Raw genomic sequence first — 25641 nt, 5'->3', positions numbered from 1 at the left:
AGCTCAACTCATGGCGCGTTCGGCGATCATCAATGTCATGGTACAGGCGGCCATGAAGGCCGGCCGCTCGCTGGCCCGCGATTTCGGCGAGGTCCAGAATCTCCAGGTGTCCATGAAAGGACCCGGCGACTATGTCAGCCAGGCCGATCGCAAGGCCGAAGAGATCATCCATGCCGAACTGGCGAAGGCCCGGCCGGGCTACGCCTTCCTGATGGAAGAACGCGGCACGGTCGAAGGCGAGGACGCTCAGCATCGCTGGATCGTCGATCCCCTCGACGGCACGACCAACTTTCTGCATGGCATTCCGGTGTTCTCGATCTCGATCGCGCTCGAGCGGCAGGGCCAGATCGTAGCGGCCGTCATCTACAATCCGGCGATGGACGAGCTCTACACGGCTGAACGCGGCGGCGGCGCTTTCCTCAACGACCGCCGCCTGCGCGTCGCGGCCCGCACCAAGCTGTCCGACACGGTCATTGGTACCGGCGTGCCCCATCTCGGCCGCGGCCACCACGGCAACTTCCTGATCGAGCTGCGCCACGTCATGGGCGAGGTATCGGGTATCCGCCGCTTCGGCTCGGCTGCGCTCGACCTCGCTTATGTCGCGGCGGGCCGCATGGACGGCTTCTGGGAGGAGGCCCTGTCGCCCTGGGACATGGCGGCCGGCATCCTGTTGGTGCGCGAAGCCGGCGGTTTCGTCAGCGACCGCAATGGCGGCCAGACCATGCTGGAGAGCGGATCGATCGTCGCCGGCAACGAGGCGATCCATCGCGCGCTGCTGAAGACCATCACCAAGCCGCTGCCGGTGCGATAACACTTTCAGCGGGCGCGACCCTGCCGCGCCTCGCCGAAGGGACGAAGCCACCGGTCTTGAAATCGCCCCCTTCGGCCTGCTGTTATGCTTGGGGCGCTAGGCAAAGGGACGGTGCATGCAAGGCGGCGATGCGGCGCGTTCGGTATTGGAGACCCCCTTCGCGGGGCGGTTTCTGCTTTCGCGCGCGGAACTGATCGCCGATGGCATCGTCCATGCGGTCGGCATCGTGCTCGCCATCTCGGCCGGGTCGATATTGCTGGCCTTCGCCGTCTTCCACACCGGCGTGTGGGAATATGTCGCAGCGATCTTCTACGTCGCCTCGCTCCTCACCGTTCTTTCCATTTCCTGCGCCTACAATCTGTGGCCCGTCTCGCGAGCGAAGTGGATCCTGCGGCGCTTCGACCATGCCGCGATCTATCTGCTGATCGCCGGAACCTACACGCCATTCCTCACCCAGCTCGATGACCCCGCAACCGCGCAACGGATGTTCGCCGTCGTCTGGGGCGCCGCTGCGACAGGGATGGCCGTGAAGCTCTTTCTGCCCGGCCGTTTCGACCGGCTTGCGATCGTCTTCTATCTCGCCATCGGCTGGAGCGGCGTGGCGGTCGCCCAAGGCCTGCTGGACACCTTGCCTGCGACGACGCTCTGGCTGATCGTCGCCGGCGGCGTGGTCTATTCGAGCGGCGTCGTCTTTTTCGTCTGGCAGGGACTGCGATTCCAGAGCGCGGTCTGGCACGGCTTCGTCGTGGTGGCGGCCGGGCTTCATCTCGCTGCCGTCATGGATTGTCTGGTCGTCAATCGGATCTGACCCGGGCGGGTTGCGCGGCATCGTTCGGCACCATCACCCGGCGGCTTTCAATTTAGTCACAATTCCGTTTAGACTCCCGCGCGATTATCAGGCGGATCGCTCGAGGCGCGCGAATGGCATTGTTCAGGACTTTCGGGTCAGACGTCAGCATTGGAGAGTCCGGTTACGATCCGCACAAATTGTCGAGCCCGCAGGTGTTCCTGCTGTCGATGCTCGTCTTCCTGGCGATCGCCGGCTTCATCACCGCGATCCTCTACCGGCAGATCTCCGCGGCCTTCGCCACCAATCCGGGCCTCAACGGCCTGATCATCGGCGTGCTCGTCGTCGGCATCCTGCTCGCCTTCCTGCAGGTGATCCGCCTTTTCCGGGAGGTGCGATGGGTGAACTCCTTCCGCGCCGGCTCCGAGACCACCGAGCCCGTCCTTCTTGCGCCGATGAAGGTGTTGCTCAGCCGCTCGTCGTCGATGTCGCTGTCGACCAACTCCATGCGCACCATGCTCGATTCGATCGCAACGCGGCTGGACGAGACCCGCGACATCACCCGCTATCTGACCGGACTGCTGGTCTTTCTCGGGCTGCTCGGCACCTTCTGGGGCCTGCTGCAGACCATCGGCTCCATCGGCGACACGATCCGCGCGCTCGATCCCGGATCGGGCAATGCCGCCGACGTGCTCGAGGCGCTGAAGGCCGGTCTGTCCGCGCCGCTCGAAGGCATGGGCACGGCCTTCTCCTCCTCGCTTTTTGGCCTCTCCGGCTCACTCGTCGTCGGCTTTCTCGATCTGCAGGCCGGGCGCGCCCAGACCCGCTTCTACACGGAACTTGAAAACTGGCTGTCCTCGGTCACCGATCTCTCGTCCGACATGGTCGGCGATGCCGGCAGCGCGGGCACGGCCGAGGAGGTGCGCGCCTTGTCCGAACGGCTGCGCAACATCCAGGAGACGGGTGGGTCCAACCAGCGGGTGGCCACGGCGATGGCCAATCTGGCCGACGGCATTTCCGGACTCGTGAAGAACATGCGCAACGAGCAGCAGCTGATGCGCGACTGGGTCGAAGCCCAGTCCGAGGAGCAGAAGGCGATGCGGCGCACGCTCGACAAGCTGGCCGAATCCCTGAAGAAGACGGAGCCGCACTGATGGCCCTCGCCCGAGGCCGCCGCGCCGACCGCCGCATAGACTACTGGCCCGGATTCGTCGATGCGCTGTCGACGCTGTTGCTATCCATCATGTTCCTGCTGTCGGTCTTCGTGCTTGCTCAATTCCTGCTGAGCCGGGAGATCTCGGGCAAAGACGAGGTGCTGAACCGCCTCAACTCGCAGATCAACGAGCTCACCCAGTTGTTGGCGCTGGAGCGCACCAACACCCAGGACGTGCATGACCAGCTCGCCAACCTCCAGGCATCGCTCAGTGCCGCCGAGTCTGAGAAGACCAGGCTCGAGCAGCTGCTCGCGCGTGGTGCCGGCTCCGACCAGGCCGCGCAGGAAAGGATCGGCGCCCTGAGCGGCGAGCTCGATTCCGAACGCCAGCTCAGCCAGCGCGCCATGTCGCAGGTCGAGCTGCTCAACCAGCAGATCGCCGCACTCAGGAAGCAGATCGCCGCTCTCGAGGACGCGCTTCAGGTGTCGGAGCAGCGCGATCGCGAATCCAACACCAAGATCGCCGATCTCGGCAGGCGCTTGAACGTCGCCTTGGCGCAGCGGGTGCAGGAACTCAATCGATATCGCTCGGATTTCTTCGGCCGATTGCGCGAAATTCTCTCCGACCGGGAGAATATCCGCATCGTCGGCGACCGTTTCGTGTTCCAGTCCGAAGTGCTTTTCCCGTCGGGCTCGGATGTGATCAACGATGCCGGCCGGGTCGAGATGAAGAAGCTCGCCGACGCCATCATCGAGCTGCAGAAGGAGATCCCGCCGGAGATCAACTGGGTGCTGCGGGTAGACGGCCACACCGACGACAGGCCGCTCTCCGGTACCGGCCGCTACCGCGACAATTGGGAGCTGTCGTCGGCCCGCTCGACGGCCGTGGTGAAATTCCTCATCGAGAACGGCGTGCCGGCCAACCGGCTCGTCGCCGCCGGATTCGGGGAGTACCAGCCGCTCGACGCATCGGACACCGGCGAGTCCCGGGCCAGGAACCGCCGCATCGAGCTCAAGCTGACCGAGCGTTGACGGGCGCATCGGACCGCAAGGCTCCGGCTGCGATCCAACAACCTTGAACCCTTCTTCGTTTTCGGGCCATGCCGGACCCTGCCGGCTTCGCCCGGTCGGTCACAGACCCAGCCACAAGGCCGCCACGGCAAGAGCCGCCGGCGCCGCCTGGACATAGAGGATACGCCTGCTGACGGTGGCCGCGCCGAAGACGCCGGCCACCACGACGCATGCCAGGAAGAACAGCTTCACCGCGAAGCCGCCGTCGCCGAGCGTCAGGCCCCACACGAGACCCGCGACGAGAAAACCGTTGTAGAGACCCTGGTTCGCTGCCAGCGCCTTCGAAGCAGTTGCGAACTCCGGGGTGAGGTTGAAGACCTTGCGGCCGAGCGGCCGATCCCAGGCGATCATTTCCAGATACATGAAGTACAAGTGGAGCAGCGCCACCAGCACGATCAATATGGTCGCAACCATGAGCAACCTCTCCCTCGGATATGTTCGGTTGGAGACGGTCGCCCCAAACCTCGCCCTGCGCATCGGGCCGCGCTGCGCAGATTTGATCATGTGGGCCACCCGGTCGACAAGGTGCCGGAGACGAAATGGTCTCTGCCGCCCGCAAGAAACCGCTTGATCGCAGTCCGTCCTCGGGCCGATTGTGTGACACGGAGAGGCGCAACCACGCCGGGGAGGGATAAATGGCTGCGGAAGCGGACGCCGTCATCGTGGGCGCGGGGCTCGCCGGGCTCGTCGCCGCGGGCGAACTGGCAGACCGCGGCAAGCGCGTCGTCATCCTCGAACAGGAGGGAGAGAATTCGCTTGGCGGCCAGGCCTTCTGGTCGCTCGGCGGCCTGTTCTTCGTCGACAGCCCCGAGCAGCGGCGGCTGCGCATCAGGGACAGCCGCGAGCTCGCTTTGCAGGATTGGCTGGGCTCCGCCCAGTTCGACCGTCCTGAAGACCACTGGCCGCGTCGATTCGCGGAGAGCTTCGTCGATTTCGCCGCCGGCGAGATGCGCCCGTGGCTTCACGGCATGGGCATGCGCTGGTTTCCCGTGGTCGGCTGGGCCGAACGCGGTGGCGCCCAGGCCCACGGCCACGGCAATTCCGTGCCGCGGTTCCACATCACCTGGGGCACCGGACCGGGGGTGCTCGAGCCTTTCGTTCGCCGCGTCCGGGAGCATGCCGACAAGGGCAGGATCGAGTTCCGGTTCCGCCATCGGGTGAGCCGGCTGATCAAGACCAATGGTACCGTCACCGGCGTCGCCGGCGAGATCCTGGAACCGTCCACGGTCGAGCGCGGCGAGCAATCCGGACGCGGCGTATCAGGCGATTTCGAGATCGCGGCCGGCGCCACGATCGTCGCCTCGGGCGGCATCGGCGGCAATTTCGATCTGGTGCGCCAGAGCTGGCCGGTCGGGCGGCTGGGCCCGGCGCCCAGGACGATGATCGCCGGCGTGCCGCACCATGTCGACGGACGCATGATCGCGATCACAAAGGAGGCCGGCGGCGCGGTCATCAACGGCGATCGCATGTGGCACTATACGGAGGGCGTCAGGAATTGGGCGCCGATCTGGCCGAACCACGGTATCCGCATCCTGCCTGGTCCGTCCTCGCTCTGGTTCGACGCCCGCGGCAACCGCCTGCCCGCGCCCTGCCTGCCCGGTTTCGACACGCTCTCGACGCTGAAGCACATCCTGTCGACCGGCTACGACTACTCCTGGTTCGTGCTGACCCAGAAGATCATCAAGAAGGAGTTCGCCCTTTCCGGCTCGGAGCAGAACCCGGACTTCACCTCGAAGAGTTGGAGCGCCGTGCTGAAGAGCCGTCGCGGCGGCGGCGCACCGCCTCCCGTCGAGGCCTTCAAGCAAAAAGGCAAAGACTTCGTTGTCCGCGACAATCTCCGCGACCTCGTCGCCGGCATGAACGCGTTGACGGAGGAGCCCCTTCTCGATCACGACAAGCTCCTGGAACAGGTCGTGGCGCGCGACCGCGAGATCGACAATCCATTCTCCAAAGACGCACAGGTGACCGCCATCAACGGCGCGCGCAACTATCTCGGCGACAAGCTGATCCGCACCGCCCGGCCACACAAGATCCTCGATCCGCGGAACGGTCCGCTGATCGCGGTGAAGCTCCATATCCTCACCCGCAAGACACTCGGCGGGCTGCACACAAATCTCGACGCCCAGGTGCTGGACAAGGATGGCGAGCCGATCCCCGGCCTCTATGCGGCGGGAGAGGTCGCGGGCTTCGGCGGCGGCGGATATCACGGCTACAACGCGCTCGAAGGTACTTTCCTCGGCGGCTGCATCTTTTCCGGACGGATCGCCGGGCGCCATGCCTGCGGCTGATGATGGGCCTCGCGGAGGTCGAGTCGTCTACCGAGACATAGAGCGCAGCAATCGAATTGCGCTCTGCTTGCGAAAGCTCCCTTATGACCATATCTTATGAAAAATAGAGTATGATCGTGAACGCAACAAATCCTAAGGAGCGCGCGACCTTTTCGATCGACAGCACTGTGAAGAAAAGGCTCGACCGCGCTGTGCCGAAAAGCAAGCGATCGAGCTTTGTAGAGTACGCGATCGAACGGGCACTGCGGGAAGCGGAGAAACGGAAGGCGTTGGCGCAAATCAGGGCCTTCAAGCCTTATCCACCTAAGGGACCCGGCGTCGTGGACACACTCGACCAGGTCCGGGTACAGCGCGGAGAACAGTTGGCTGCCAGCGATCGTAACAAATGATCGTTGTCGACGCCTCGGTCTTTGCAAAACTCTTCCTGGACGAAGCCGATCGCCCGGAAGCAGAAGCCCTTTTCGCATATGTGGCGGAGCATGACCTCATTCTGGTCGCCCCGACTTTGATTGTCTATGAAGCCTTGTCCATAGGCCTTCGACACGATGTTCCCTTCAAGAGCATCCTCGGTCTCCTGGAAAACGCCCGCGCCATCGGCCTGCAGATCCTCGAACCCAGCGCCGACGAACTAATGGTGGCGGAGCGGATCGCGACGACAGTTAACAAGGGCGGAGGTTATCCGACCCTTCAGGACAGTATCTACCACGCTATGGCCATTGAACGGGGCGGCACATTCGTCACGGCCGACCGTCGCCATGTGACAAAGGCCGGCAAATTTGGCAACGTTTCATCGTTGGCGGACTGGAAGCCTGGCTGATCCGCCCCTATTCCGCCGCGCCCCTGAAGGCGCTGGCACCGGTCTCGAACTGCAGCCGGGCGAGACGGGCGTAGACGCCGCCCCTGGCGACGAGCGAGCTGTGCGTGCCTTCCTCGACGATCCGGCCGTCCTCCATCACGAGGATGCGGTCGGCCTTGAGCACGGTCGCCAGCCGATGCGCGATGACCAGCGTCGTACGTCCCTGCATCAACCCCTCCAGGGCCGACTGGACCAGCGTCTCGCTCTCGGCATCGAGCGCCGAGGTCGCCTCGTCGAGCAGCAGGATCGGCGCGTCGCGCAGGATCGCCCGGGCAATCGCGATGCGCTGCCGCTGACCACCCGACAGGGTCACGCCCCGTTCCCCGACAGGCGTATCGAAGCCGTCGGGCAGCTTGCCGATGAATTCGTCGGCCAGCGCGGCCTTGGCGGCGGCCTCGATCTCGTCCCGGCGCGCGCCCGGCCGGCCGAAGCCGATATTGTCGCCGACGGTTGCCGCGAAGATGGTCACATCCTGGGGTACGATGGCGATGCGCGACCGAACATCCCGTGGATCGGCCTCGCGCACGTCGACGCCGTCGACCAACACCGTACCGGTATCGACATCGTAATAGCGCAGGATCAGCGAGAAGACGGTGCTCTTGCCCGCGCCAGATGGCCCGACGATGGCGACCGTCTCGCCGGGTTTCACCGCAAAGCTCATGCCATGCAGCGCCGGGCGGTCGGCCCTTACCGGATAGGAGAAATGAACGTCGAGGAATTCGACCCGGCCCGACCCTTCGGCGGGAAGCGCGCGCGGCGCGGCAGGCGCAGTAATCGCCGGCTCCTCGGCCAGAAGCTCGGTAAGCCGCTCGGCGGCGCCCGCCGCGTGGGCGAGTTCGCCCCATACTTCCGAGAGCGCGCCGAGCGCGCCTGCGGCCAACACCGAATAGAGTAGGAACTGACCGAGCGTGCCGGCAGACAGCGTGCCGGCCAGAACGTCGCGAGACCCGAACCACAGCACCGCCACCACGGAGGAGAATACCGTGAAAATGGCGAAGAAGGTCAGGAAGGAGCGGGCGAAAACCGACGAGCGCGCCGCCTCGAAGGCGCTGTCGACCGCGGCCGAGAAGCGCTTCGTCACCAGCGCCTCGTTGGTGAAGGCCTGCAGCGTGCGCACCGCGCCGATCTGCTCGCTGGCATAGGCGGTGGCCTGGGCGAGCGTATCCTGAGCCGCGCGCGACTTCCTGCGCACCGACCGGCCGAAACCGACGAGCGGCAACACGACCAGCGGGATCGCGGCGATCACCAGGCCGGAGAGCTTGGGGCTGGTCACGACCATCATGCCGACCGCGCCGAGGCCCATGATCAGGTTGCGCAAGGCGACCGAGGCGGTCGAGCCCACGGCCGCCTTGACCTGGGTGGTGTCGGCGGCCAGACGCGACACGATCTCACCGGACTGCGCAGTGTCGAAGAAGGCGGGCGACAGCGTCGTCACATGGGCGAAAACGTCGCGGCGCAGATCGGCCACGACGCGTTCGCCGAGCGTGATGACATAGTAGTAGCGGCAGGCCGAAGCGAGCGCGAGCACGGCTGCGATCGCCACCAGCATCGAGAAATAGTTGGCGATGAAGGTCGAGTCCGAGCCCGAAAAGCCATGGTCGATCATGCGGCGCACGGCGAGCGGCAGGGTGAGCGTCATGGCGGCGGCAAGCACCAGGAAGAACAGCGACGCCACGACCTTGCCGCGATAACGCAGAACATAAGGCGCAAGCCGGCTCAACGGCTTGAGCGAGCTCCTGCGGTTTGCGTCATTGTCGAAAGCTTCGGCCATTATCGTTTCCCGGACCGTATTACGGTCGTTGCGTTGGCGCACCCGAGAAATGCGGGCGACGCGGCCTTGTGCTTCAATTTCGGCTGATGTATAGGCACGCCGACCGTTTTGAAAGCCGTGGCATGAATAGCTGCGGCTTCGCCTTTTCAAAGTGGGCGCATCGCCGCAGGCAGGGCGCCGCTCGAGCAGGAACAGACCGATGAAGACCGATATCCATCCCGACTACCACATGATCAAGGTCGTCATGACCGACGGTACCGAATACATGACGCGTTCGACCTACGGCAAGGAAGGCGACACGCTGAACCTCGACATCGACCCGACCACCCATCCGGCCTGGACCGGCGGTCAGCAGACGCTTCTCGACCGCGGCGGCCGCCTGTCGAAGTTCAAGAAGCGGTACGAAGGCCTCGGCATCTAAGTTTCGGCTCAACGCCCCGAACGTCAAGTCCCGCCCCGGCGGGGCTTTTGTTTTCTGGAGCAATTCCAGCACAAGTGGAAATGCTCTTGACATCAGCCGAAATCGGCTCCCCTCGACTATCCTACCAACTCGCGTATCGCCATGCGCTTGTAAGCGGCCACGACAGCGTCGCCTTCGCTTCGCTCGACCGAAACCGCGAGCCGCATGGTCGCCTCGCCGAGCTGCCAAACCAGGAATGCGCTGGCCTTGATGGCCTCTGGGTCCTCGCCGGGCCGTAGCCGCAGCAGAAGGCGCGAGAGCAACTCCCCATTTGCCCGGCTGTCTGCGAGTTCCATGGCGGCCAGAGCCTTGTCGGCTTGCATGCCTGACCATATGTCGCGCATCACCGGTTCGGCGAGGAAGATGCCGTAATAGGTATCGACCAGCGCGCCGAAGGCGCGTCCGAGCCCCGGCAGGTCCCGCACGCTGGCGAGCCCCTCTTCAATGCAGGCGCGGCTTTCGGCGTGGTAGCGCTCGGCGAGCGCCCGGATGATCGCCCCTTTCTCCGGGAAATACTGATAGAGCGAGCCGATGGAAATGCCGGCCTTCTCGGCCAGGTCGCCCATGCGCAGCGCATCGCTGCCGTGTACGGCGATCAGCCCGCTCGCCGCGTCGAGAATGCGCCGCATGCGCTCGCGGCTTCGCTTCTGAACGGGATCGCGACGGGGCGTGAGCGCCGCTCCCTCCCTTGCCTCTGCAGCCGTCTCGTTCATCCGCCCTTTTCCCATCTTCCGAGCATCCTCTTGACGAACAGAATATGAGGATTTATCACTTTTAGCAAATATGAGGATTCCTCACATTCATCGAAGGGAGAACGATCATGATGACGGGAACGGAAACCCTTATCGTCGGTGGTACCGGAAAGACGGGTCGCCGCGTCGCAGAACGCCTCATGGCGCACGGCATGCCGGTACGCATCGGCTCGCGAAACGGCACCCCGCCTTTCGACTGGGAGGATCGCGCGAGCTGGTCAGCAGCGCTGGCGGGCACGCGGGCCGCCTATGTCACCTACTATCCGGATCTCGCATTGCCTGATGCGGCGGAGGCGATCGCGGCCTTCGCCGACACGGCATTGCGCGCCGGTACCAAGCGGCTGGTCCTGCTTTCCGGACGCGGCGAACCGGGAGCCCAGCGCGCCGAACAGGCGCTGCAGGCCTCCGGCGCGGATGGAACGATCCTGCGCTGCAGCTGGTTCGCCCAGAATTTCAGCGAGAGCTTTTTGCTGGAGCCCATTCTCGCCGGCGATGTCGCCCTGCCCGCCGACCGCATCCGCGAACCCTTCGTCGATGCCGAGGACGTTGCCGACGTGGCCGCTGCCGCCCTCGTCGACGACAGTCACATCGGCCGGCTCTACGAACTGACCGGCCCGAGACTACTGAGCTTCGCCGAGGCGATTGCCGAGATCGCGAAGGCCAGCGGCCGTACCATCAACTATCGCACTGTCGACGCCACCGCCTTTGTTGCCGGTCTCGAGGCGGGCGGCCTGCCGGGAGACCTCATCGAGCTCGTCCGGCTGCTCTTCACGGAAGTGCTCGACGGTCGCAACGAATATCTGACCCACGGCGTCTTCGAGGCGCTCGGCCGTCCTCCGCGCGACTTCGCCGACTATGCCAGGGCCACCGCCCCATCCGGTATCTGGGGGCCATCGAAATGACCGGCACGCTCCTTGTTCCGCTCGTTTTCTTCGCCGCGCTGGGCAGCGGTCTGGCTGCGTGTGTCTTCTTCGCCTTCTCCACCTTCGTGATGAGCGGCCTCGCCCGCCTGCCGGCGCCGTCCGGGATTGCGGCCATGAATGCCATCAATGTGACGGCAGTCACGCCGGTGTTCATGAGCCTGCTCTTCGGCACGGCCCTGGTCGCGGCTGTCATCGGCGTCCTCGCCGTGATGAACTGGAGCACGGCGGGCTCTGCCTATGCGCTCGCTGGCGCGCTGCTGTATCTCGTCGGCGTGATCGTCGTCACGATCGCCTTCAACGTGCCGCTCAACGACCAGCTTGCCGCTGTTGCGCCCGACAGCGCGGCCGGGGCAGAGTTCTGGCAGCACTATCTCGCGGCCTGGGTTGGCTGGAACCATGTGCGCACCCTGGCCCCGCTCGGTTCCCTGGCGCTGTTCATCCTTGCCATGCGGACATGATCCCCGTCGCCGCTCGGTATCCGATGAAGGCGGCTATCCGCCCGTCGCCTTCATTACCGCTTCCGCCAGGCGCTCCGTATCGCCGACCGCGTGCAAGGTCTTCAGCCTTGCCGTGCCGCCGGCAACGACGCTGACATTGCCGGCTGGCACGCCGAGCGTCTTTGCCACCAGCCGTTCGAGCGCCGCGTTGGCGGCACCCTTCTCGGGTACGGCACGGACACGGGCCTTCAGATACGTACGACCGTCCGCAGCCGTCCCCACCCCGTCGACGGCATCCTTCGATGCCTTGGGAGTGAGACGGACGAAAAGATCGATGCCGTCGGCGCGCGCACGCCAGGGAGCGGGCATTGCGTGGAGGTCAGATCACCAGCGGTGCGACCGTGGTGAGGATGAACTGCCGGACGAAAAAGAGAATCAGGAGGAGGATGATCGGCGAAATATCGATGCCGCCGAGATCGGGCAGGAAGCGGCGGATGGGCCGCAGCGCCGGCTCGGTGACGCGGAACAGGAAATTGCCGATCGAGCTGACAAACTGGTTGCGCGAATTGACCACATTGAAGGCATAGAGCCAGGAGAAGATCGCCGCGGCGATCAGCAGCCACCAGTAAATGTCGAGCGCCAGAACAACGGTCTGAATAAGCGCGAGCATGAAGGGTCTCCGTTCGGGTTCGCGACATGTAGCCATTGGCGGCAGGACGGGCAAGCCCTGCAACGGCTGCTTGCCCCCAGGAAGCGCCACGCGACGCCTTGACAGTGCCGACAGCTGGCCCTAAATCCGCGCATCCGCTGGACGGGGCTGTAGCTCAGCTGGGAGAGCGCGTCGTTCGCAATGACGAGGTCAGGGGTTCGATCCCCCTCAGCTCCACCAGCGGTTTGCACTCTAGCTCCTTTGCTCAAGGGCCAACGGGCTCCCGCATCCGGGGGCGCTGTTCTGGCCTCACTTTCCTGCCGTCCATCAGGTCACGACGAGGGAGTCCGTGCTGCTCCGGCCGATGGAACTCGCGGACCAAGGGCCTTCGTCGTGTCGAGAAAGCGTTTGGCAAACTCGAACCGGTCGCCATTTGCCAACGATCGATGGCTACTCAGCGTTTTGCGCTGAAGCTTTGCCCCCTGCCCGACCAGCAACACGCCCTGGTTTGCTTGAGGCGGCGTAGCGACCCGAAATCCCCGTCAGATATCAAGGATGCTGATGTCGTCATGGAGTTGACTTGCGATCACCTCCGCAGTGGCAATTGCGTCATGCGATTGACCTTGCTCGTCCCTCCCCGGCGAACTTCACGCCCTGGCCGGGCTCGGGTCGCCCGCAATGCCGCCGCCCCTCGCAAAGACGGATCCGATGCGGAGAGCACGGCGACCAACACCGTCGGCATGCACACTCCAGAATTTCGATCACAAGCAGCTCTGGGAGTACGGCGCGTTTTCTGTATTGGCCAGGCAGCTTCAATATCTGGACGTTGGCTCAACCCGAATCATTCTAGGCTGCATGCTCCGGGCCATGGAGCTACGCGATGATTGAGAATGCCGACGACCGCCCAGGAGAAGGGCGCAACGGGGAGAACCGGAGCAAACTGCACCATACCCACAGCCTCAAGGGATGGGTGGCGGTCGCGACGGCGTTGTCGGCAACCGCCCTGGCGCTGGTCGAAGTGCTCCGCTTCATTCGCGAGGTCTGGTAGCCAGGCCGGCGCTATTGGAGGCGCGGCATCGGCCGTCATCCGGCATCGCGCCATCGGGCCCGGATTGGGATGGCATCCACGCCGATCGGCCGCAGCACAGGATGGAGGAGCCGGCGCCTCAGACGATCAGCCTGGCAAGGTCCACCTGCCTCAAAACTCCTCCCAGCCGTCGGCCTCGGCGACGGGCTTCAGCGCCAGATTGCCGCGAACCGCGGCAGGGCGCGGCGCGGGCTGCCGCGGTGCCGGTGCATGCGATGCGGCGGCCGCCTCGGAACCGACCTTGAACTGCCCGACCAGCCGGACCAGTGCCGCCGCTTCGCCCGAAAGCGTGTGGCTGGCGGCCGTGGTTTCCTCGACCATCGCGGCGTTCTGCTGCGTGACCTGGTCCATCTGGTTGACCGCGACATTGACCTCGCGCAGGCTCGTCGCCTGCTCGGCGGTCTTGGCGGCGATGTCGACGACCGCGTCGTTGATCTCGTTCACCTGCGTCATGATTTTTTTCAGCGCATCACCGGTGCTAACGACCAGCCTGACGCCGGCATCGACCTGCGACGATGAGTTGGCGATCAGCGACTTGATCTCCTTGGCCGCCTCCGCCGAGCGCTGGGCGAGCGAACGCACCTCCGATGCGACCACGGCGAAGCCACGCCCCGCCTCGCCGGCGCGCGCCGCCTCGACGCCCGCATTGAGGGCGAGCAGATTCGTCTGGAACGCGATCTCGTCGATCACGCCGATGATGCTGCCGATCTCATGCGACGACTTCTCGATCTGGCCCATGGCTTCGATCGCCTGGCGCACCACCTCGGCGCTCGTCACCGCATCGGAGCGCGTGCTGGCGACGACCCGGCGGGCATGATTCGCTCCATCGGCCGTCTGCCGCACGGTTTCGGTGATCTGGTTGAGCGAAGCCGCGGTTTCTTCAAGGCTCGCGGCCTGCTGGCTGCTGCGATGCGAAAGGTCGTCCGCGGCGGCCGAGATCTCGCTGAGCCCGGTGCGGATGGCGCCGGCGACCCTGTGGATGCCGAGCATGGTCTCCTGCAGCTTCTCGACGGAGAGGTTGAAGTCGACGCGCAGCTCGTCCGCCCCCTTGCCGAGTTGGGTCTGGATGCGCTGGACAAGGTCGCCGTCGGCGAGACGGTGCAGGCCATCGCCCAGTACATCGACGGCATGTTTGGCCGCACGCTGGCTTTCCGCCGTCTCGGCCTCGCGCACCGAACGTTCGCCGTCGATCGTCCGGCGCGCCTCGTCTGCCTCCATCTCCAGACGCTGCTTCTCGATACCGGCCGAGCGGAAGATGCCGAGGGCCTTTGCCATGTCGCCGATCTCGTCGCGCCGGTCTCCATAGGGCACCTCGGCCGCATAGTCGTTCTCGGCGATGCGGCGCATCGCCGTCGTCATGCGGCTGACCGGCTTGGCGATCGAGGCTCCGAGCCAGGTGAAAGCGACCAGTCCCAGGGCAAGGACGAGAGCGCCGCCGAGCAGCAGGATGTTGCGCTGTCCGACGGCATCGGCCAGCAGCGTTTCCTCCGGCACCCCGACCAGAACGGTCCAGGCCGCGCCGAACTCCGGCAAGTCGAGCTCGGTCGACGTGACGCGCCAGTCGACGTCGTTGACCGGAATGGTTTCATGGAAGCTGCCCGTGCGGGCACCCGCGACCGCGGCCCTTGCCGTCGCGTCCTCCGCGGGCTTGCCGATCAATGCAGCCTCCGGCGGCACAACCCAGTTTTTGTCCTGGTTGATGATGCCGACCCAGCCGGTGCCGAGCGGCCGGTGCGTGCCGATCAGGGAAGCGAACACGCCGCCGTTGAAGTCGACGCCGGCCAGCCCGACCGGCTTGCCTGCCCGGTCACGCACGATCGCTATCGTCGAGGTGTAGAGCAGGTCGTTGTAGAGATAGGGGCCCATCAGCGTGGGCTTGCCCTTGGCCAGCGGATCGAGAAACCAGTCCTTGAAGCCGTTCTCCATCGACAGGTCGAGATCCGAGAACCGGATCTCGCCGGTCTGAACGTCGCGCACGATGTTCGGTCCGAAATAGCCGTCGCCTCGGGCAAAGCTGGACGCCATAAGGTCGGGGTTCGCCGCCGAAGGCGCATCCTTGTTCAGCAGCACCCAGATGCCGACAGCGTCGGGCACGATGGTCATCTGTCGCGCGAGCAACTCGCGATAGGCGTCGGGGCCGATCATCGGATCCGAAACCAGCGTGGTCACCGTCTGCGAGATCGATTCCGCGACAGCCCAATGCCGTTTCAGCAGCATGTCGACATTGCCTGCTTCCGCGCGCGATATGCTCCTCAGCAACTGGTCGGCGGCGGCGAGGTCGGATTTCTCGGTCGACCGGACAACGTAGAACAGCATGCTGGCGATGGCGATGGTGAAGACCGCCGCGGCGGCAAGCACGATTTTGCCCCGCAACTTCAGTTGCGGCAGTTTGACGGATTTGGCGCGCATGTCCGGAAGCCCCCTTCGAAGTCGCGCGACGCCCATCGGCGCGACGGCGACGAAGAAAACACCGAGAAGGTTAAAGGCTGGTCAAATGCAGCCATCGGAGTTGGACCTTGTTCAGCCTGGGCGGGTCTGCCGCCCGTCGCAGCCGGTCCATTCCGAGCGTTGGCTTTCAATCTGACGCTTTACGACTTCCTTTCATTGCGTATTGTTCGGCAAACGGTCGGCGCTGGAGGGGGAAGGTATGTCGTTTCGTTGTACCGCTTTTTTGGTTCTTGCCGTGCTCGCTTTCATCGGGGCGGGTCCGTCAGCGGCACAGCCGGCGCAGGACGCCGCGAAGACGCAAGTCGCGGACACGATGACATCAGAAGACGTCCGCGCCCTCGCCAACCGCATGAGCGAAACCGAGTTTCGCCAGTTCGTCCTCGAAAGGCTGGGTGTCGCTCAGGCCAAGCCGACGCCGCCCCCGCCGGCCGAAACCGGTGACCTTGCGTCGGAAGGACAACGGCTCGTCGCCGGTCTGGGCGATCGGCTCCTGACGGCAGTGGTCGGCCTGCCGGTGATGTGGGATAGAACGAGCCTGGCTGTCTCGACCTTCGTCGGCAAGCTCGGGTGGAACGGGCTGGGCCGGTTCCTTCTGGGCGTCGCTGGAGCGTTCGGCGCCGGCATCGCCGCCGAACTGCTGGTCGACCGCCTGGCATCACGGCTGCGCCGTCACGCGTCGCGCTCGACGAGCACGGGCACGCTCGGTGAGACCCTGTCGATCCTGGGGGCACGGCTGGCGCTCGACATGTTCGGGCTGATTGCCTTTCTGGTGGTTACGCGAGCGGTTGGACGCGCGCTGATTGCGGAGGATCTGCGGCCGATCGCTGCGCAATTTCTGTTCTATTGCGTGATCACGCCCCGCTTCACCGCCGCCTTCTTGCGCTTCCTGTTCGCTCCGACCAGGCCAGGGCTGAGACTGGTCAGCATCGACGACCGGAATGCCAAATTCCTCTACCGCAACCTCGTCGGCATCATCGTGTTCCTCGGCGCGGCCATCTTCCTCATCAATTTCATCATCGCCAACGGTATCTCCATCGAAGGCACGGCGCTTGGTTTCTGGCCAAACCTTCTGGTCTTTGCCTGGCTGGGCTGGACGATCTTCCATGCCCGTTCAGGCGTCGCCATGATGTCCAGGGGCTGGGAAGCCGACGTCACGCCCATGGAGGACCGTGTCGCACGGGCCTATCCGTGGTTTGACCTGGCCTTGATCGCCGCGAGCTGGCTGGTTTTCGAGCTCGTGATCGTGGGAGGCAACAGCGCCATGCTGGAGAGCGGCAAGCAATATCTCACGCTCGGTATCCTGCTGCTCGCGCCCACGATGGATACGATGATCCGCGGGCTGGTGCGTCACCTGATTCCCCCGATGCAGGGCCAGGGAGCGGTTGCGGAGAAGGCCTATCTATCGACCAAGCGAAGCTATATCCGCATCGGCCGGGTGATGGTGTTCGGGCTCGTCGTCCTGGTCATCGCCGTGATGTGGGACCTCAGCATCTCCAGCTTCACCTCCAACCAGGTCGGCCTGCGGCTCGCCGCGCGGCTGTTCACCTTCCTGATGATCCTTGCAGCGGGTTACCTTGTCTGGGAGATATCGACGCTGCTCTTCAATCGTCGGATCGCGGGCGAGACGGCTCCCGAGGGCATCGACCTGCAGAACGAAGACGCCGGCGAGATCACCGGGACGGCGGGCTCTCGCATGACGACGGTGTTGCCGTTGCTCCGCATGGGAACCCAGGCGGCAATCATCGTGCTCACCATACTGGTGGCGCTGAGCAATCTCGGCATCGACATCACCCCGCTCGTCGCGGGCGCCGGCATTGTCGGTCTCGCCGTCGGCTTCGGTGCCCAGACGCTGGTCAAGGATATCGTGTCGGGCGTTTTCTTCCTGATCGACGATGCGTTCCGCGTCGGCGAATACATCGTTGTCGGCTCCACGGCCGGCACCGTGGAGAAGATCTCCGTGCGTTCGCTGCAATTGCGACATCCCCAAGGCGCGGTGCACACCATTCCCTATGGCGAGATCGGTCAGGTGACCAACAACTCGCGCGACTGGGTCGTCGTGAAGATGAAGTTCACCGTGCCGTTCGATACCGACGTGAACAAGATCCGCAAGATCTTCAAGCAGATCGGCAACGAGATCATGGACGCTCCATATGCCGACGACATCATCCAGACCTTCAAGTCGCAAGGGGTAAGCAGCGTCGACGACGTCGGCCTCCTGGTGCGCGGCAAATTCATGTCGAAGCCGGGCAAGCAATGGTCGATCCGCAAGGACATCTATTCGCGTGTCCAGACGGCCTTTGCCGCCGCCGGCATCGAATTCGCGCGCCGTGAAGTCCGCGTCAGCATGCCCAGATATCAGGATCTCACCGACAGCGAGCGGCAGGCGATCGCAACCTCTGCGGCCCAGGCGGCGCTCGCCAAGGGATAGACCTATGTTGAACACAGCTTTGCGCAAAGCCGGTGCGCGCGCTGTCGTCTCTTGCTATTGTCCGGCTGCGATCGGCGACGGTTGTCCGTCCCGGCAGGCAAGGAAACGCGATGGCCAAGCGTATTAGGATCGTCTCGGGTCTGGTCCTCTTCGCCTTCGTCACCATGCATCTTCTGAATGTTGCGTTCGGCCTCCATTCGATCGCGTCGATGGACCGCGCGCGACCATTCCTGATGGGCATGTGGACCAACCCGGTCGGCAGCATCGTGCTGGGCCTTTGCCTTGCCGCGCATTTCGTGCTTGGCCTCGGCGCGATCTACCACCGCAACACGCTGCGGCTTTCGCCCACAGACGCAGTTCAGCTCATGGCCGCCCTCGCCATCGTTCCGCTGCTCACCCCACATGTGGTCGGCACCGTCATCGCGGCCCGGTTCGGCATCGTGAACAACTTCTCGACCCTGATCCCCTATTTCTGGATCGACAAGCCGGCGGAGGGCCTGCGTCAGGTCCTGCTCCTCGCCATATTGTGGATCCATGGCTGCGTGGGAGTTTTCACCTGGATGCGCATCCAGCGCTGGTGGCCGCGCCTCGGAACCTTTCTCCATCCGCTCGCGGTCGCCGTTCCGGTGCTCGGCCTGCTCGGTTTCGTGCAGGCGGGCAACGAGGCCATCGCGCGCTTCGAGGACCCGACCTCGGTCGCCCCGCCCGCCGCGATCCCGCCAATGGTTCTGACACGCCCCTTCGACGAGATCCTGGCGATCCTGGGCAGGATCAACTGGACGGTGTTCGTCCTCTATCTTGCTGCGCTCGCGGTCGTTCTGGCAGCCCGCTGGTGGCGACTGCGCGGCGAGCGGCGGCATGTTCAGGTCTCCTTCGTCGGCGGGCCGCTGATCGACACAGGCACAGGCCTCAACATCCTGGAGATCGCCCGTCTCCACCATGTCCCCGTCGCCCATCTCTGCCGCGGGCGGGGGCGTTGCGGGACCTGCCGCATCCGCATCCTGGAAGCGTCCGGCAAGCTCGATCCGCCAAGCACGGCCGAAGCCGCGACCCTGGCGCGGCTCGGCGCAGGGCCCGATGTGCGGCTCGCCTGCCAGATGGAGCCGCCACCCGGCATGATCCGCGTCGAGCGCCTGCTCTCGCCCTTCATGCGTCCGCGGGAACTGCACGAGGAAGCGGTCCAGCCTGATGACGCGATGCCGGCTTCCGTGACGGCGGATGCGGCATGAGCCGGATCCGCCCCTTCCTCCTGGCGATCGTCTGCCTGCTCGCTCTCACCGGCGCGGGCGCCGCTCAGATACCGCCCGCTCCGGCGCAACCGTCCGCTGCCGCCGCCCCGTCGCAGGCCGACAGGCAGGAACTGCTGCGGTTGCTCGGCGACCCCGGGATGGTGGATTGGCTGCGGCGCAGCGCCGAGGCGGGGATGCCCGATTCCGCCGGCCCCGCGAGCCATTCCCTGCGCGCCGAGATCACCGCCCGCATAGCCGCCGCCCGCGCGCGCATTGCCGAACTGATGAGCGCCTGGTCCAACTTCCCGCTGATCCCCGATGTTATCGCCAATGCCTGGCAAGCCGAACTGAGCGCCGGCGAGGCCCTGCGCAGCCTGACCTATGTCATCGTCTTCCTGTTTGTCGGCGGGGGCCTGGAATGGCTGTTCTGGCAGTACTTCCACCCGCTCATGATGCGGATCGTGTACAGCAACCCCACCTCGCTCGGGCGACGTCTGGCCGCGGCCGGCGGCAGGCTTCTCCTGCAGACCATGGGACTGGCGATCTTTGCAATCGGCAGTGTCGGTACATTCGTCGCCTTTGTCTGGCCGCCCTTCCTGGAGCGGATCGTGGTCGACCTCCTGCTGGGCGTGATCGCGGTGCGCGCTTTGGCGCTGGTGTCGCGCTTCGTGCTCGCGCCGCGCCATCCGGATCTCCGACTGGTGCCACTGCAGGATTCACTGGCGCTCAGCGTGCATCGCTGGCACATCGTCGTCGGATCGGTGATCGTCGGCGCGCTGGTCGTCTCGGACGCGCTTTCGGCGCTCGCCCGGTCGGATTCGGGTTCCTTGGACGCCGCCAATGCCGCACTGGCCGTATCGGTGACGCTTGGCGCCGTTGCCGTGGCCACCATCATCGCAATGATCTGGTCGCACTGGCGGGCTTTCGCCCGGCTGCGGCCGGGGTCGAACGGGGCGCGCGGCCGCTTCGATCCTGTTGTCTTCAAGGTCCTGCCGATTTCGCAGACCGTCGTCCTCGTCACTGCATATCTGCTCTGGGTGTTCGATGCCGTCGAACTGATGTGGACCGTGCTGGTCGTCGGCACCTTCCTGCCCGCCTCGAGGCTCGTGCGCATCATCGTCGACCACGCATTCGACCAGGTACCACTCACTGTTCCCGGCCCCTCGGAAACGGCAACGGACGAGATATCATCGCCTTCGGATGAGGCGCGGGCCGCGGCGGAACAGGCTGAGCGTCTCGCCATCTACCGTCCGGTCGCCCGGCGGCTCGCCCGTTTCGCCCTGGCGGCGATCGCCCTGGTGATCCTCGCCACCACCTGGGGCACCAGCATCGCCGCCATGTCGACGTCCTCCAGCCTCGCCGGCCGCGCCGTCAAGGTCGCCATCGATATCGTTGCAGTCCTGCTGATCGCCGATCTGGTCTGGACCTGGGCCAAGACCGCCATCGACCTTCGCCTGGCCCGCTACGTGGCGCCGCCGCCGGGCGAACCACCCGGCCCGGAGGCGCGCATCGCGACGCTGTTGCCGCTGTTGCGCAACATGCTGCTGGTCGCCGTGCTGATGCTCGTCGCGCTGACGGTGCTGTCCTCCCTGGGCGTCAACATCGCCCCGCTGATCGCCGGTGCGGGCGTCGTCGGCGTCGCCATCGGCTTCGGTGCCCAGTCGCTGGTCCGCGATATCGTGTCGGGCATCTTCTATCTCATCGACGATGCCTTCCGCGTCGGCGAATATATCGAGATCGGGGATCTGCGCGGCACTGTGGAATCGATGTCGCTGCGCTCGATGCGCGTGCGTCACCATCGCGGCGCCGTCCACACCATCCCCTTCGGCGAGTTGAAGTCGCTCACCAACTACAGCCGCGACTGGGCGATCCTGAAGCTCGAGTTCCGCGTGCCCTTCGATACCGATCTCAAGCTGGTGAAGAAGATCGTCAAGCAGATCGGCGCCGAGCTCCAGGCGGATCCCAATTACGGCAGCCAGATCCTCGAACCGTTGAAATCCCAAGGCGTCCGCCGCATGGAGGAGTTCAACATGGTGATCGGCATGAAGTTCATGGCGCGGCCGGGCGCGCAATGGGTGATCCGCCGCGACGCATACCAGAAGCTGCGCGACGCCTTCGAGCGTCACGGCATCAGCCTCGCCCAGCGCAGCGTCAAGGTCGAGGTGCTGAGCGACAAGCCGCTGCCTGAGGACGTGATGAGGGCCGTCACCGGCGCCGCGCAGGAGGCGGTCGAAGAGCAGCGCAGGGCGCCACAGCCGGCAACCGGGAACCCTTGAGCCCCTGGCGGCTGTCTGCCCGGCCTACATCTTCTTGATCGACCTGACCTTGTTGTCGCCGCCCACGACCAGTTCATACTGGACGAAATGCCTGACGTCGTAACAGGTCACGAGCACCACGCGCCGCTCCGGCGTCGATTTGCGCTTGTCGAGCTGAAGATCGCTCACCCTGTCGCACCAGTGGCCGGCATTGCGGATGATCCTGGCAGTCCGCCTTTCCATCATGTCCGCATAGGCGGTCGCGGGAAACAGCGCCAGGGCAACCACGGTCGCGACAACCCTCATCCTATCCACTTCCCCCTGCCGCCTTGCGCCGCCCCGCGGGTGGCGCCTCGGCGCCACGATCGGGATGATGGTACAGGTGATCGCGACAAAGATGTAGTCCCGAGGCCGGTGCTACTCGGCCGCCTCCGCATAGGATGCAGGAACATAGTTCAGGATCGGGCCGAGCCACCGCTCCACCTCGCCAACGGGCATGCGCTTGCGCGCCGCATAATCCTCGACCTGGTCGCGTTCGACCTTGGCCACGCCGAAATAGTAGCTCTCGGGATGGGCCAGGTAGAGCCCGGACACGGACGAGCCCGGCCACATGGCGAAGCTCTCGGTCAGGCTCACGCCGGCGTTCTTCTCCGCATCCAGGAGGCGGAACAAGGTCGCCTTTTCCGTATGGTCCGGCTGCGCCGGATAGCCGGGCGCCGGACGGATGCCGCGATAGGGCTCCCCGATGAGGTCGTCAGGGGCAAAAGCCTCATCGCCGGCATACCCCCAGAACTCCTTGCGGACCTTTTCATGCATGCGCTCGGCGAAAGCTTCGGCGAAGCGGTCCGCGAGCGCCTTGACGAGGATCGAGGAATAGTCGTCGTTCGCGCGCTCGAAACGCTCGGCGATCGCCACCTCCTCTATACCTGCGGTCACAACGAAACCGCCGAGATAGTCCGGCAGGCCGCTCTCCTGCGGCGCGACGAAATCGGACAATGCGACATTCGCCTTGCCATCCCGTTTGGTCAGCTGCTGACGCAGCGTGAAGAAGGTGGCGAGATCGCGCGAGCGGGCCTCGTCGGTGAAGAGGCGGATGTCGTCGCCGACCGCATTGGCCGGCCAGAAACCGATCACCCCCTTTGGAGCAAACCAATTCTCCGAAATGATCTTGGCCAGCATCGCCTGTGCGTCGTCGAAGAGCTGTCGGGCGGCCGGGCCTTGCTTCTCGTCCTCGAGGATCTTGGGATAGCGCCCCTTCAGTTCCCAGGTCTGGAAGAAGGGCGTCCAGTCGATATAGCGGGCGAGCTCGGCCAGATCCCAGTCGGCGAAGACCTTCGTGCCGAGGAAGGAGGGCCTCGGCGGGACATAGGACGACCAGTCGACCCGATGCGCATTGGCGCGAGCCCTTGCCAGCGGCAGGCGCTGCTTTTCCGCCTCCGAGCGGGCATGGGCCTCGGCGACCTTGCGATACTCCGCCTGCAGTCCCTCGACATAACCGGGTTTCTGCTCGGACGAGAGCAGGCTCGACACCACGCCCACGGCACGGCTGGCGTCGGTGACGTAGACCGCCTGGCCGCGTTCGTAGCGAGGATGGATCTTCACCGCCGTATGGACGCGGCTGGTGGTCGCGCCGCCGATCAACAGCGGGATGTCGAAACCCTCGCGCTCCATCTCGGCCGCCACATGCGCCATTTCGTCGAGCGACGGCGTGATGAGGCCGGACAGGCCGACGATGTCGACCTTTTCGTCGCGCGCCGTCTGCAGGATCTTCGTCGCGGGCACCATGACCCCGAGGTCGATGATCTCGTAATTGTTGCAAGCCAGCACGACGCCGACGATGTTCTTGCCGATGTCGTGGACGTCCCCTTTGACCGTCGCCATCAGGATCTTTCCGGCGCTTTCGCGGGCGCCCCCGCCGTTGGCGAGCTTCTCGGCCTCCATATGGGGCAGCAGCACGGCCACCGCCTGCTTCATGACGCGGGCCGACTTGACCACCTGCGGCAGGAACATCTTGCCCGCGCCGAACAGATCGCCCACCACGTTCATGCCGGCCATCAGCGGCCCTTCGATGACGTGCAGCGGTCGCTCGGCGCCACGCCTCGCCTCCTCGGTGTCGGCCTCGATGAATTCGGTGATGCCGTTGACCAGCGCATGTTCCAGCCGCTTCTCGACCGGCCAGTCGCGCCAGGCGAGGTCCTTCTCCTTCGCTTCCTTCGCGCCGGCGCCCCTGAAGCGCTCGGCGATGACAAGCATCCGCTCCGTCGCAGTGCCGCCCCCCTTCGGCACCCGGTTGAGCACGACGTCCTCGCAGGCCTCACGCAGGTCGGGATCGATCGATTCATAGACCGCGAGCTGGCCGGCATTGACGATGCCCATGTCCATTCCGGCCTGGATGGCGTGATAGAGGAAGACGGCGTGCATGGCTTCCCGCACCGGCTCGTTGCCGCGGAACGAGAAGGAAAGGTTCGAAACGCCGCCCGACACATGCACATGCGGCAGGGTGCGCGTGATCTCGCGCGTCGCCTCGATGAAGTCGACGCCGTAATTATCGTGCTCCTCGATGCCGGTCGCCACCGCGAAGATGTTCGGATCGAAGATGATGTCCTCCGGCGCGAAGCCGGCCTGTTCCGTCAGCAGCCGGTAGGCGCGCCTGCAAATCTCGACCTTGCGCGCCCTGGTGTCGGCCTGCCCAGCCTCGTCGAAGGCCATGACCACGATCGCCGCGCCATAAGCCCGGCAGAGCCTGGCGTGATGGAGAAAGGCCTCCTCGCCCTCCTTCATCGAGATCGAGTTGACGATAGCCTTGCCCTGGACGCATTTCAGGCCGGCCTCGATCACTTCCCATTTGGAGCTGTCGATCATGACCGGCACCCGGGCGATGTCGGGCTCGGCGGCAATCAGGTTGAGATACTCGACCATCGCCCTTTTCGAATCGATCAGGCCCTCGTCCATGTTGACGTCGATGACCTGGGCGCCGTTCGCGACCTGGTCCCGGGCGACGTCGAGCGCGGCCGCGTAGTCGCCCGCCGTGATCAGCTTGCGGAACTTGGCCGAGCCGGTGACGTTGGTGCGCTCGCCGACATTGACGAACGGGATGTTCTTGGTGAGCGTGAAGGGTTCGAGGCCCGAGAGCCGCATCTGCGGCGCCGGTGTCGGCCGCTCGCGCGGCTGGTGTTTCCGCACCGCCTCGGCAATGGCGGCAATATGCTCCGGTGTCGATCCGCAGCAGCCGCCGACGACGTTGACCAGCCCCTCGCGCGCGAACTCCTCGACCTGCGCGGCCATGAACTCCGGGCTCTCGTCATATTGGCCGAAGGCGTTCGGGAGACCGGCATTGGGATAGGCGCAGACGAAGGTCTCGGCGGCATCGGAGAGTTCGGCCAGATGCGGACGCATCGCGGCCGCGCCGAGGGCGCAGTTGAGGCCGATGGTGAAGGGCCTCGAATGGCGCACCGAATGCCAGAAGGCAGTCGGAGTCTGGCCGGACAGGGTGCGGCCGGAAAGGTCGGTGATGGTGCCGGAGATCATGACCGGCAGGCGCACGCCCTTCCCCAGGAAGATCTCCTCGGCGGCGAAGATCGCCGCCTTGGCATTGAGCGTGTCGAAGATGGTCTCGATCAGGATGATGTCGGCGCCGCCGTCGATCAGACCACGCAATTGCTCTGCATAGGCGAGCCTGAGATCGTCGAAGGTGACGGCGCGATAGCCGGGATTGTTGACGTCGGGCGAGATCGACGCCGTGCGGTTGGTCGGCCCGAGCGCGCCCGCCACGAAACGTCGCTTGCCGTCTTCCTGCTGGGCCCGGATCGCCGCGCGACGGACTAGGCGCGCGCCATCGCGATTGAGTTCGTAGACCAGATCCTCCATGCCGTAGTCGGCCTGGGCGATCGAGGTCGAGGAGAAAGTGTTCGTCTCGATGATGTCGGCGCCGGCAATGGCATATCGGTAGTGGATTTCCTCGATCGCGGCGGGCTGGCTAAGGATCAGCAGGTCGTTGTTGCCTTGCTGGTGGCAGGCACAGCCGCCGAACCGGTCGCCGCGGAAATGATCCTCGCCGAAGCCGAGGCCCTGGATCTGGGTGCCCATCGCTCCGTCGAGGATCAGGATGCGTTCGCGCGCGGCGGCTTCGAGCGCGGCCCGCACTTCCGAACCATCGGGCTTGGGCGCTGTCGCACCGAAGAGGCGATCGAGCGATGACGACATTTGCGACAGTTTCCATCCTTGGAGCGACAAAGA

At 65.1% G+C, this 25641-nt stretch carries 22 protein-coding genes and 1 tRNA gene; 15 read left to right on the top strand and 8 right to left on the bottom strand.

Annotated features, from left to right (window positions below):
- The first annotated feature begins 10 nt into the window (after window positions 1–10).
- From JN302_RS10840 to JN302_RS10825, 4 genes are all read left to right on the top strand, one after another.
- Complete coding sequence (locus JN302_RS10840; RefSeq protein ID WP_202332859.1) at window positions 11–811, top strand: inositol monophosphatase family protein; 801 nt, start codon at window positions 11–13, stop codon at window positions 809–811.
- 115 nt (window positions 812–926) lie between these two features.
- On the top strand, window positions 927–1619 hold the full coding sequence (gene trhA, locus JN302_RS10835) for a PAQR family membrane homeostasis protein TrhA (protein WP_202332858.1): 693 nt from the start codon (window positions 927–929) through the stop codon (window positions 1617–1619).
- Window positions 1620–1732: 113 nt separating this feature from the next.
- Complete coding sequence (locus JN302_RS10830; protein ID WP_202312026.1) at window positions 1733–2752, top strand: MotA/TolQ/ExbB proton channel family protein; 1020 nt, start codon at window positions 1733–1735, stop codon at window positions 2750–2752.
- The gene (locus tag JN302_RS10825; RefSeq protein ID WP_202332857.1) at window positions 2752–3783 is read left to right on the top strand and encodes a peptidoglycan -binding protein; all 1032 of its coding nucleotides are present in this window, start codon (window positions 2752–2754) and stop codon (window positions 3781–3783) included. The genes JN302_RS10830 and JN302_RS10825 overlap by 1 nt, the downstream gene beginning before the upstream one ends.
- A gap of 99 nt (window positions 3784–3882) precedes the next feature.
- Here JN302_RS10825 and JN302_RS10820 read toward each other — a convergent pair whose 3' ends face one another.
- Window positions 3883–4236 carry a DUF1304 domain-containing protein gene (locus JN302_RS10820; RefSeq protein WP_202312024.1) on the bottom strand — a complete coding sequence of 118 codons (354 nt, stop codon included), beginning with the start codon at window positions 4234–4236 and terminating at the stop codon, window positions 3883–3885.
- A gap of 221 nt (window positions 4237–4457) precedes the next feature.
- On the opposite strand from JN302_RS10820, the gene JN302_RS10815 reads away from it, so the two are divergent.
- The 3 genes from JN302_RS10815 (at window position 4458) to JN302_RS10805 (ending at window position 6927) form a co-directional block, all read left to right on the top strand.
- On the top strand, window positions 4458–6110 hold the full coding sequence (locus tag JN302_RS10815) for an FAD-binding dehydrogenase (RefSeq protein ID WP_202332856.1): 1653 nt from the start codon (window positions 4458–4460) through the stop codon (window positions 6108–6110).
- A gap of 110 nt (window positions 6111–6220) precedes the next feature.
- A complete protein-coding gene (locus JN302_RS10810; RefSeq protein ID WP_202332855.1) occupies window positions 6221–6499 on the top strand; it encodes a hypothetical protein in 279 nt (92 codons plus the stop codon).
- Window positions 6496–6927 carry a type II toxin-antitoxin system VapC family toxin gene (locus JN302_RS10805; protein WP_202332854.1) on the top strand — a complete coding sequence of 144 codons (432 nt, stop codon included), beginning with the start codon at window positions 6496–6498 and terminating at the stop codon, window positions 6925–6927. Before JN302_RS10810 ends, JN302_RS10805 begins: the two co-directional genes overlap by 4 nt.
- 7 nt (window positions 6928–6934) lie before the next feature.
- Here the strand turns inward: JN302_RS10805 and JN302_RS10800 are convergent, their stop codons facing one another.
- Entirely contained in the window at window positions 6935–8737 is a 1803-nt protein-coding gene (locus JN302_RS10800; RefSeq protein WP_202332853.1) for an ABC transporter transmembrane domain-containing protein, read from the bottom strand.
- A gap of 199 nt (window positions 8738–8936) precedes the next feature.
- Between JN302_RS10800 and rpmE the strand changes: the two genes are divergently transcribed.
- Window positions 8937–9158 carry a 50S ribosomal protein L31 gene (gene rpmE, locus JN302_RS10795; RefSeq protein ID WP_202312014.1) on the top strand — a complete coding sequence of 74 codons (222 nt, stop codon included), beginning with the start codon at window positions 8937–8939 and terminating at the stop codon, window positions 9156–9158.
- A gap of 116 nt (window positions 9159–9274) precedes the next feature.
- Here the strand turns inward: rpmE and JN302_RS10790 are convergent, their stop codons facing one another.
- Window positions 9275–9910: a TetR/AcrR family transcriptional regulator gene (locus JN302_RS10790; protein WP_202332852.1), complete on the bottom strand. Its 636-nt coding sequence runs from the start codon at window positions 9908–9910 to the stop codon at window positions 9275–9277.
- A 110-nt stretch (window positions 9911–10020) separates the two neighbouring features.
- Here JN302_RS10790 and JN302_RS10785 point away from each other — a divergent pair, with 110 nt between their 5' ends.
- Both JN302_RS10785 and JN302_RS10780 read left to right on the top strand, forming a co-directional pair.
- Window positions 10021–10851 carry an NAD(P)H-binding protein gene (locus JN302_RS10785; protein ID WP_202334253.1) on the top strand — a complete coding sequence of 277 codons (831 nt, stop codon included), beginning with the start codon at window positions 10021–10023 and terminating at the stop codon, window positions 10849–10851.
- Window positions 10848–11330, top strand: coding sequence for an anthrone oxygenase family protein (locus JN302_RS10780; protein ID WP_202332851.1), 483 nt, complete (start codon window positions 10848–10850; stop codon window positions 11328–11330). Before JN302_RS10785 ends, JN302_RS10780 begins: the two co-directional genes overlap by 4 nt.
- Window positions 11331–11363: 33 nt before the next feature.
- Here JN302_RS10780 and JN302_RS10775 read toward each other — a convergent pair whose 3' ends face one another.
- Both JN302_RS10775 and JN302_RS10770 read right to left on the bottom strand, forming a co-directional pair.
- On the bottom strand, window positions 11364–11678 hold the full coding sequence (locus JN302_RS10775; RefSeq protein WP_202332850.1) for a DUF167 family protein: 315 nt from the start codon (window positions 11676–11678) through the stop codon (window positions 11364–11366).
- Window positions 11679–11688: 10 nt separating this feature from the next.
- Window positions 11689–11979, bottom strand: a complete 291-nt coding sequence (locus tag JN302_RS10770) for a YggT family protein (RefSeq protein WP_202312007.1) — start codon at window positions 11977–11979, stop codon at window positions 11689–11691.
- Window positions 11980–12122: 143 nt separating this feature from the next.
- Here JN302_RS10770 and JN302_RS10765 point away from each other — a divergent pair.
- Together JN302_RS10765 and JN302_RS10760 are read left to right on the top strand one after the other, a co-directional pair.
- Window positions 12123–12198, top strand: a tRNA-Ala gene (locus JN302_RS10765).
- Window positions 12199–12838: 640 nt separating this feature from the next.
- Entirely contained in the window at window positions 12839–13006 is a 168-nt protein-coding gene (locus tag JN302_RS10760) for a hypothetical protein (protein ID WP_202312006.1), read from the top strand.
- A 150-nt stretch (window positions 13007–13156) separates the two neighbouring features.
- Here JN302_RS10760 and JN302_RS39615 read toward each other — a convergent pair whose 3' ends face one another.
- Window positions 13157–15454 carry a methyl-accepting chemotaxis protein gene (locus JN302_RS39615; RefSeq protein ID WP_274609262.1) on the bottom strand — a complete coding sequence of 766 codons (2298 nt, stop codon included), beginning with the start codon at window positions 15452–15454 and terminating at the stop codon, window positions 13157–13159.
- Between the two features lie 352 nt (window positions 15455–15806).
- On the opposite strand from JN302_RS39615, the gene JN302_RS10750 reads away from it, so the two are divergent.
- From JN302_RS10750 to JN302_RS10740, 3 genes are all read left to right on the top strand, one after another.
- Window positions 15807–17921 (top strand): mechanosensitive ion channel family protein, encoded by a 2115-nt coding sequence (locus tag JN302_RS10750; protein ID WP_202332849.1) that lies wholly within the window; start codon window positions 15807–15809, stop codon window positions 17919–17921.
- 110 nt (window positions 17922–18031) lie between these two features.
- Window positions 18032–19150 carry a 2Fe-2S iron-sulfur cluster-binding protein gene (locus tag JN302_RS10745; RefSeq protein WP_202332848.1) on the top strand — a complete coding sequence of 373 codons (1119 nt, stop codon included), beginning with the start codon at window positions 18032–18034 and terminating at the stop codon, window positions 19148–19150.
- On the top strand, window positions 19147–21426 hold the full coding sequence (locus tag JN302_RS10740) for a mechanosensitive ion channel family protein (protein WP_202332847.1): 2280 nt from the start codon (window positions 19147–19149) through the stop codon (window positions 21424–21426). The genes JN302_RS10745 and JN302_RS10740 overlap by 4 nt, the downstream gene beginning before the upstream one ends.
- A 24-nt stretch (window positions 21427–21450) precedes the next feature.
- Here JN302_RS10740 and JN302_RS10735 read toward each other — a convergent pair whose 3' ends face one another.
- Entirely contained in the window at window positions 21451–21711 is a 261-nt protein-coding gene (locus JN302_RS10735; protein WP_202332846.1) for a hypothetical protein, read from the bottom strand.
- A 111-nt stretch (window positions 21712–21822) separates the two neighbouring features.
- The gene (metH, locus tag JN302_RS10730) at window positions 21823–25608 is read right to left on the bottom strand and encodes a methionine synthase (protein ID WP_202332845.1); all 3786 of its coding nucleotides are present in this window, start codon (window positions 25606–25608) and stop codon (window positions 21823–21825) included.
- Window positions 25609–25641: the final 33 nt, after the last annotated feature.

This window comes from Mesorhizobium sp. L-8-3 (assembly GCF_016756615.1).
Taxonomy (GTDB): Bacteria; Pseudomonadota; Alphaproteobacteria; order Rhizobiales; family Rhizobiaceae.
This window is presented reverse-complemented; position numbering and strand designations above follow the sequence as displayed.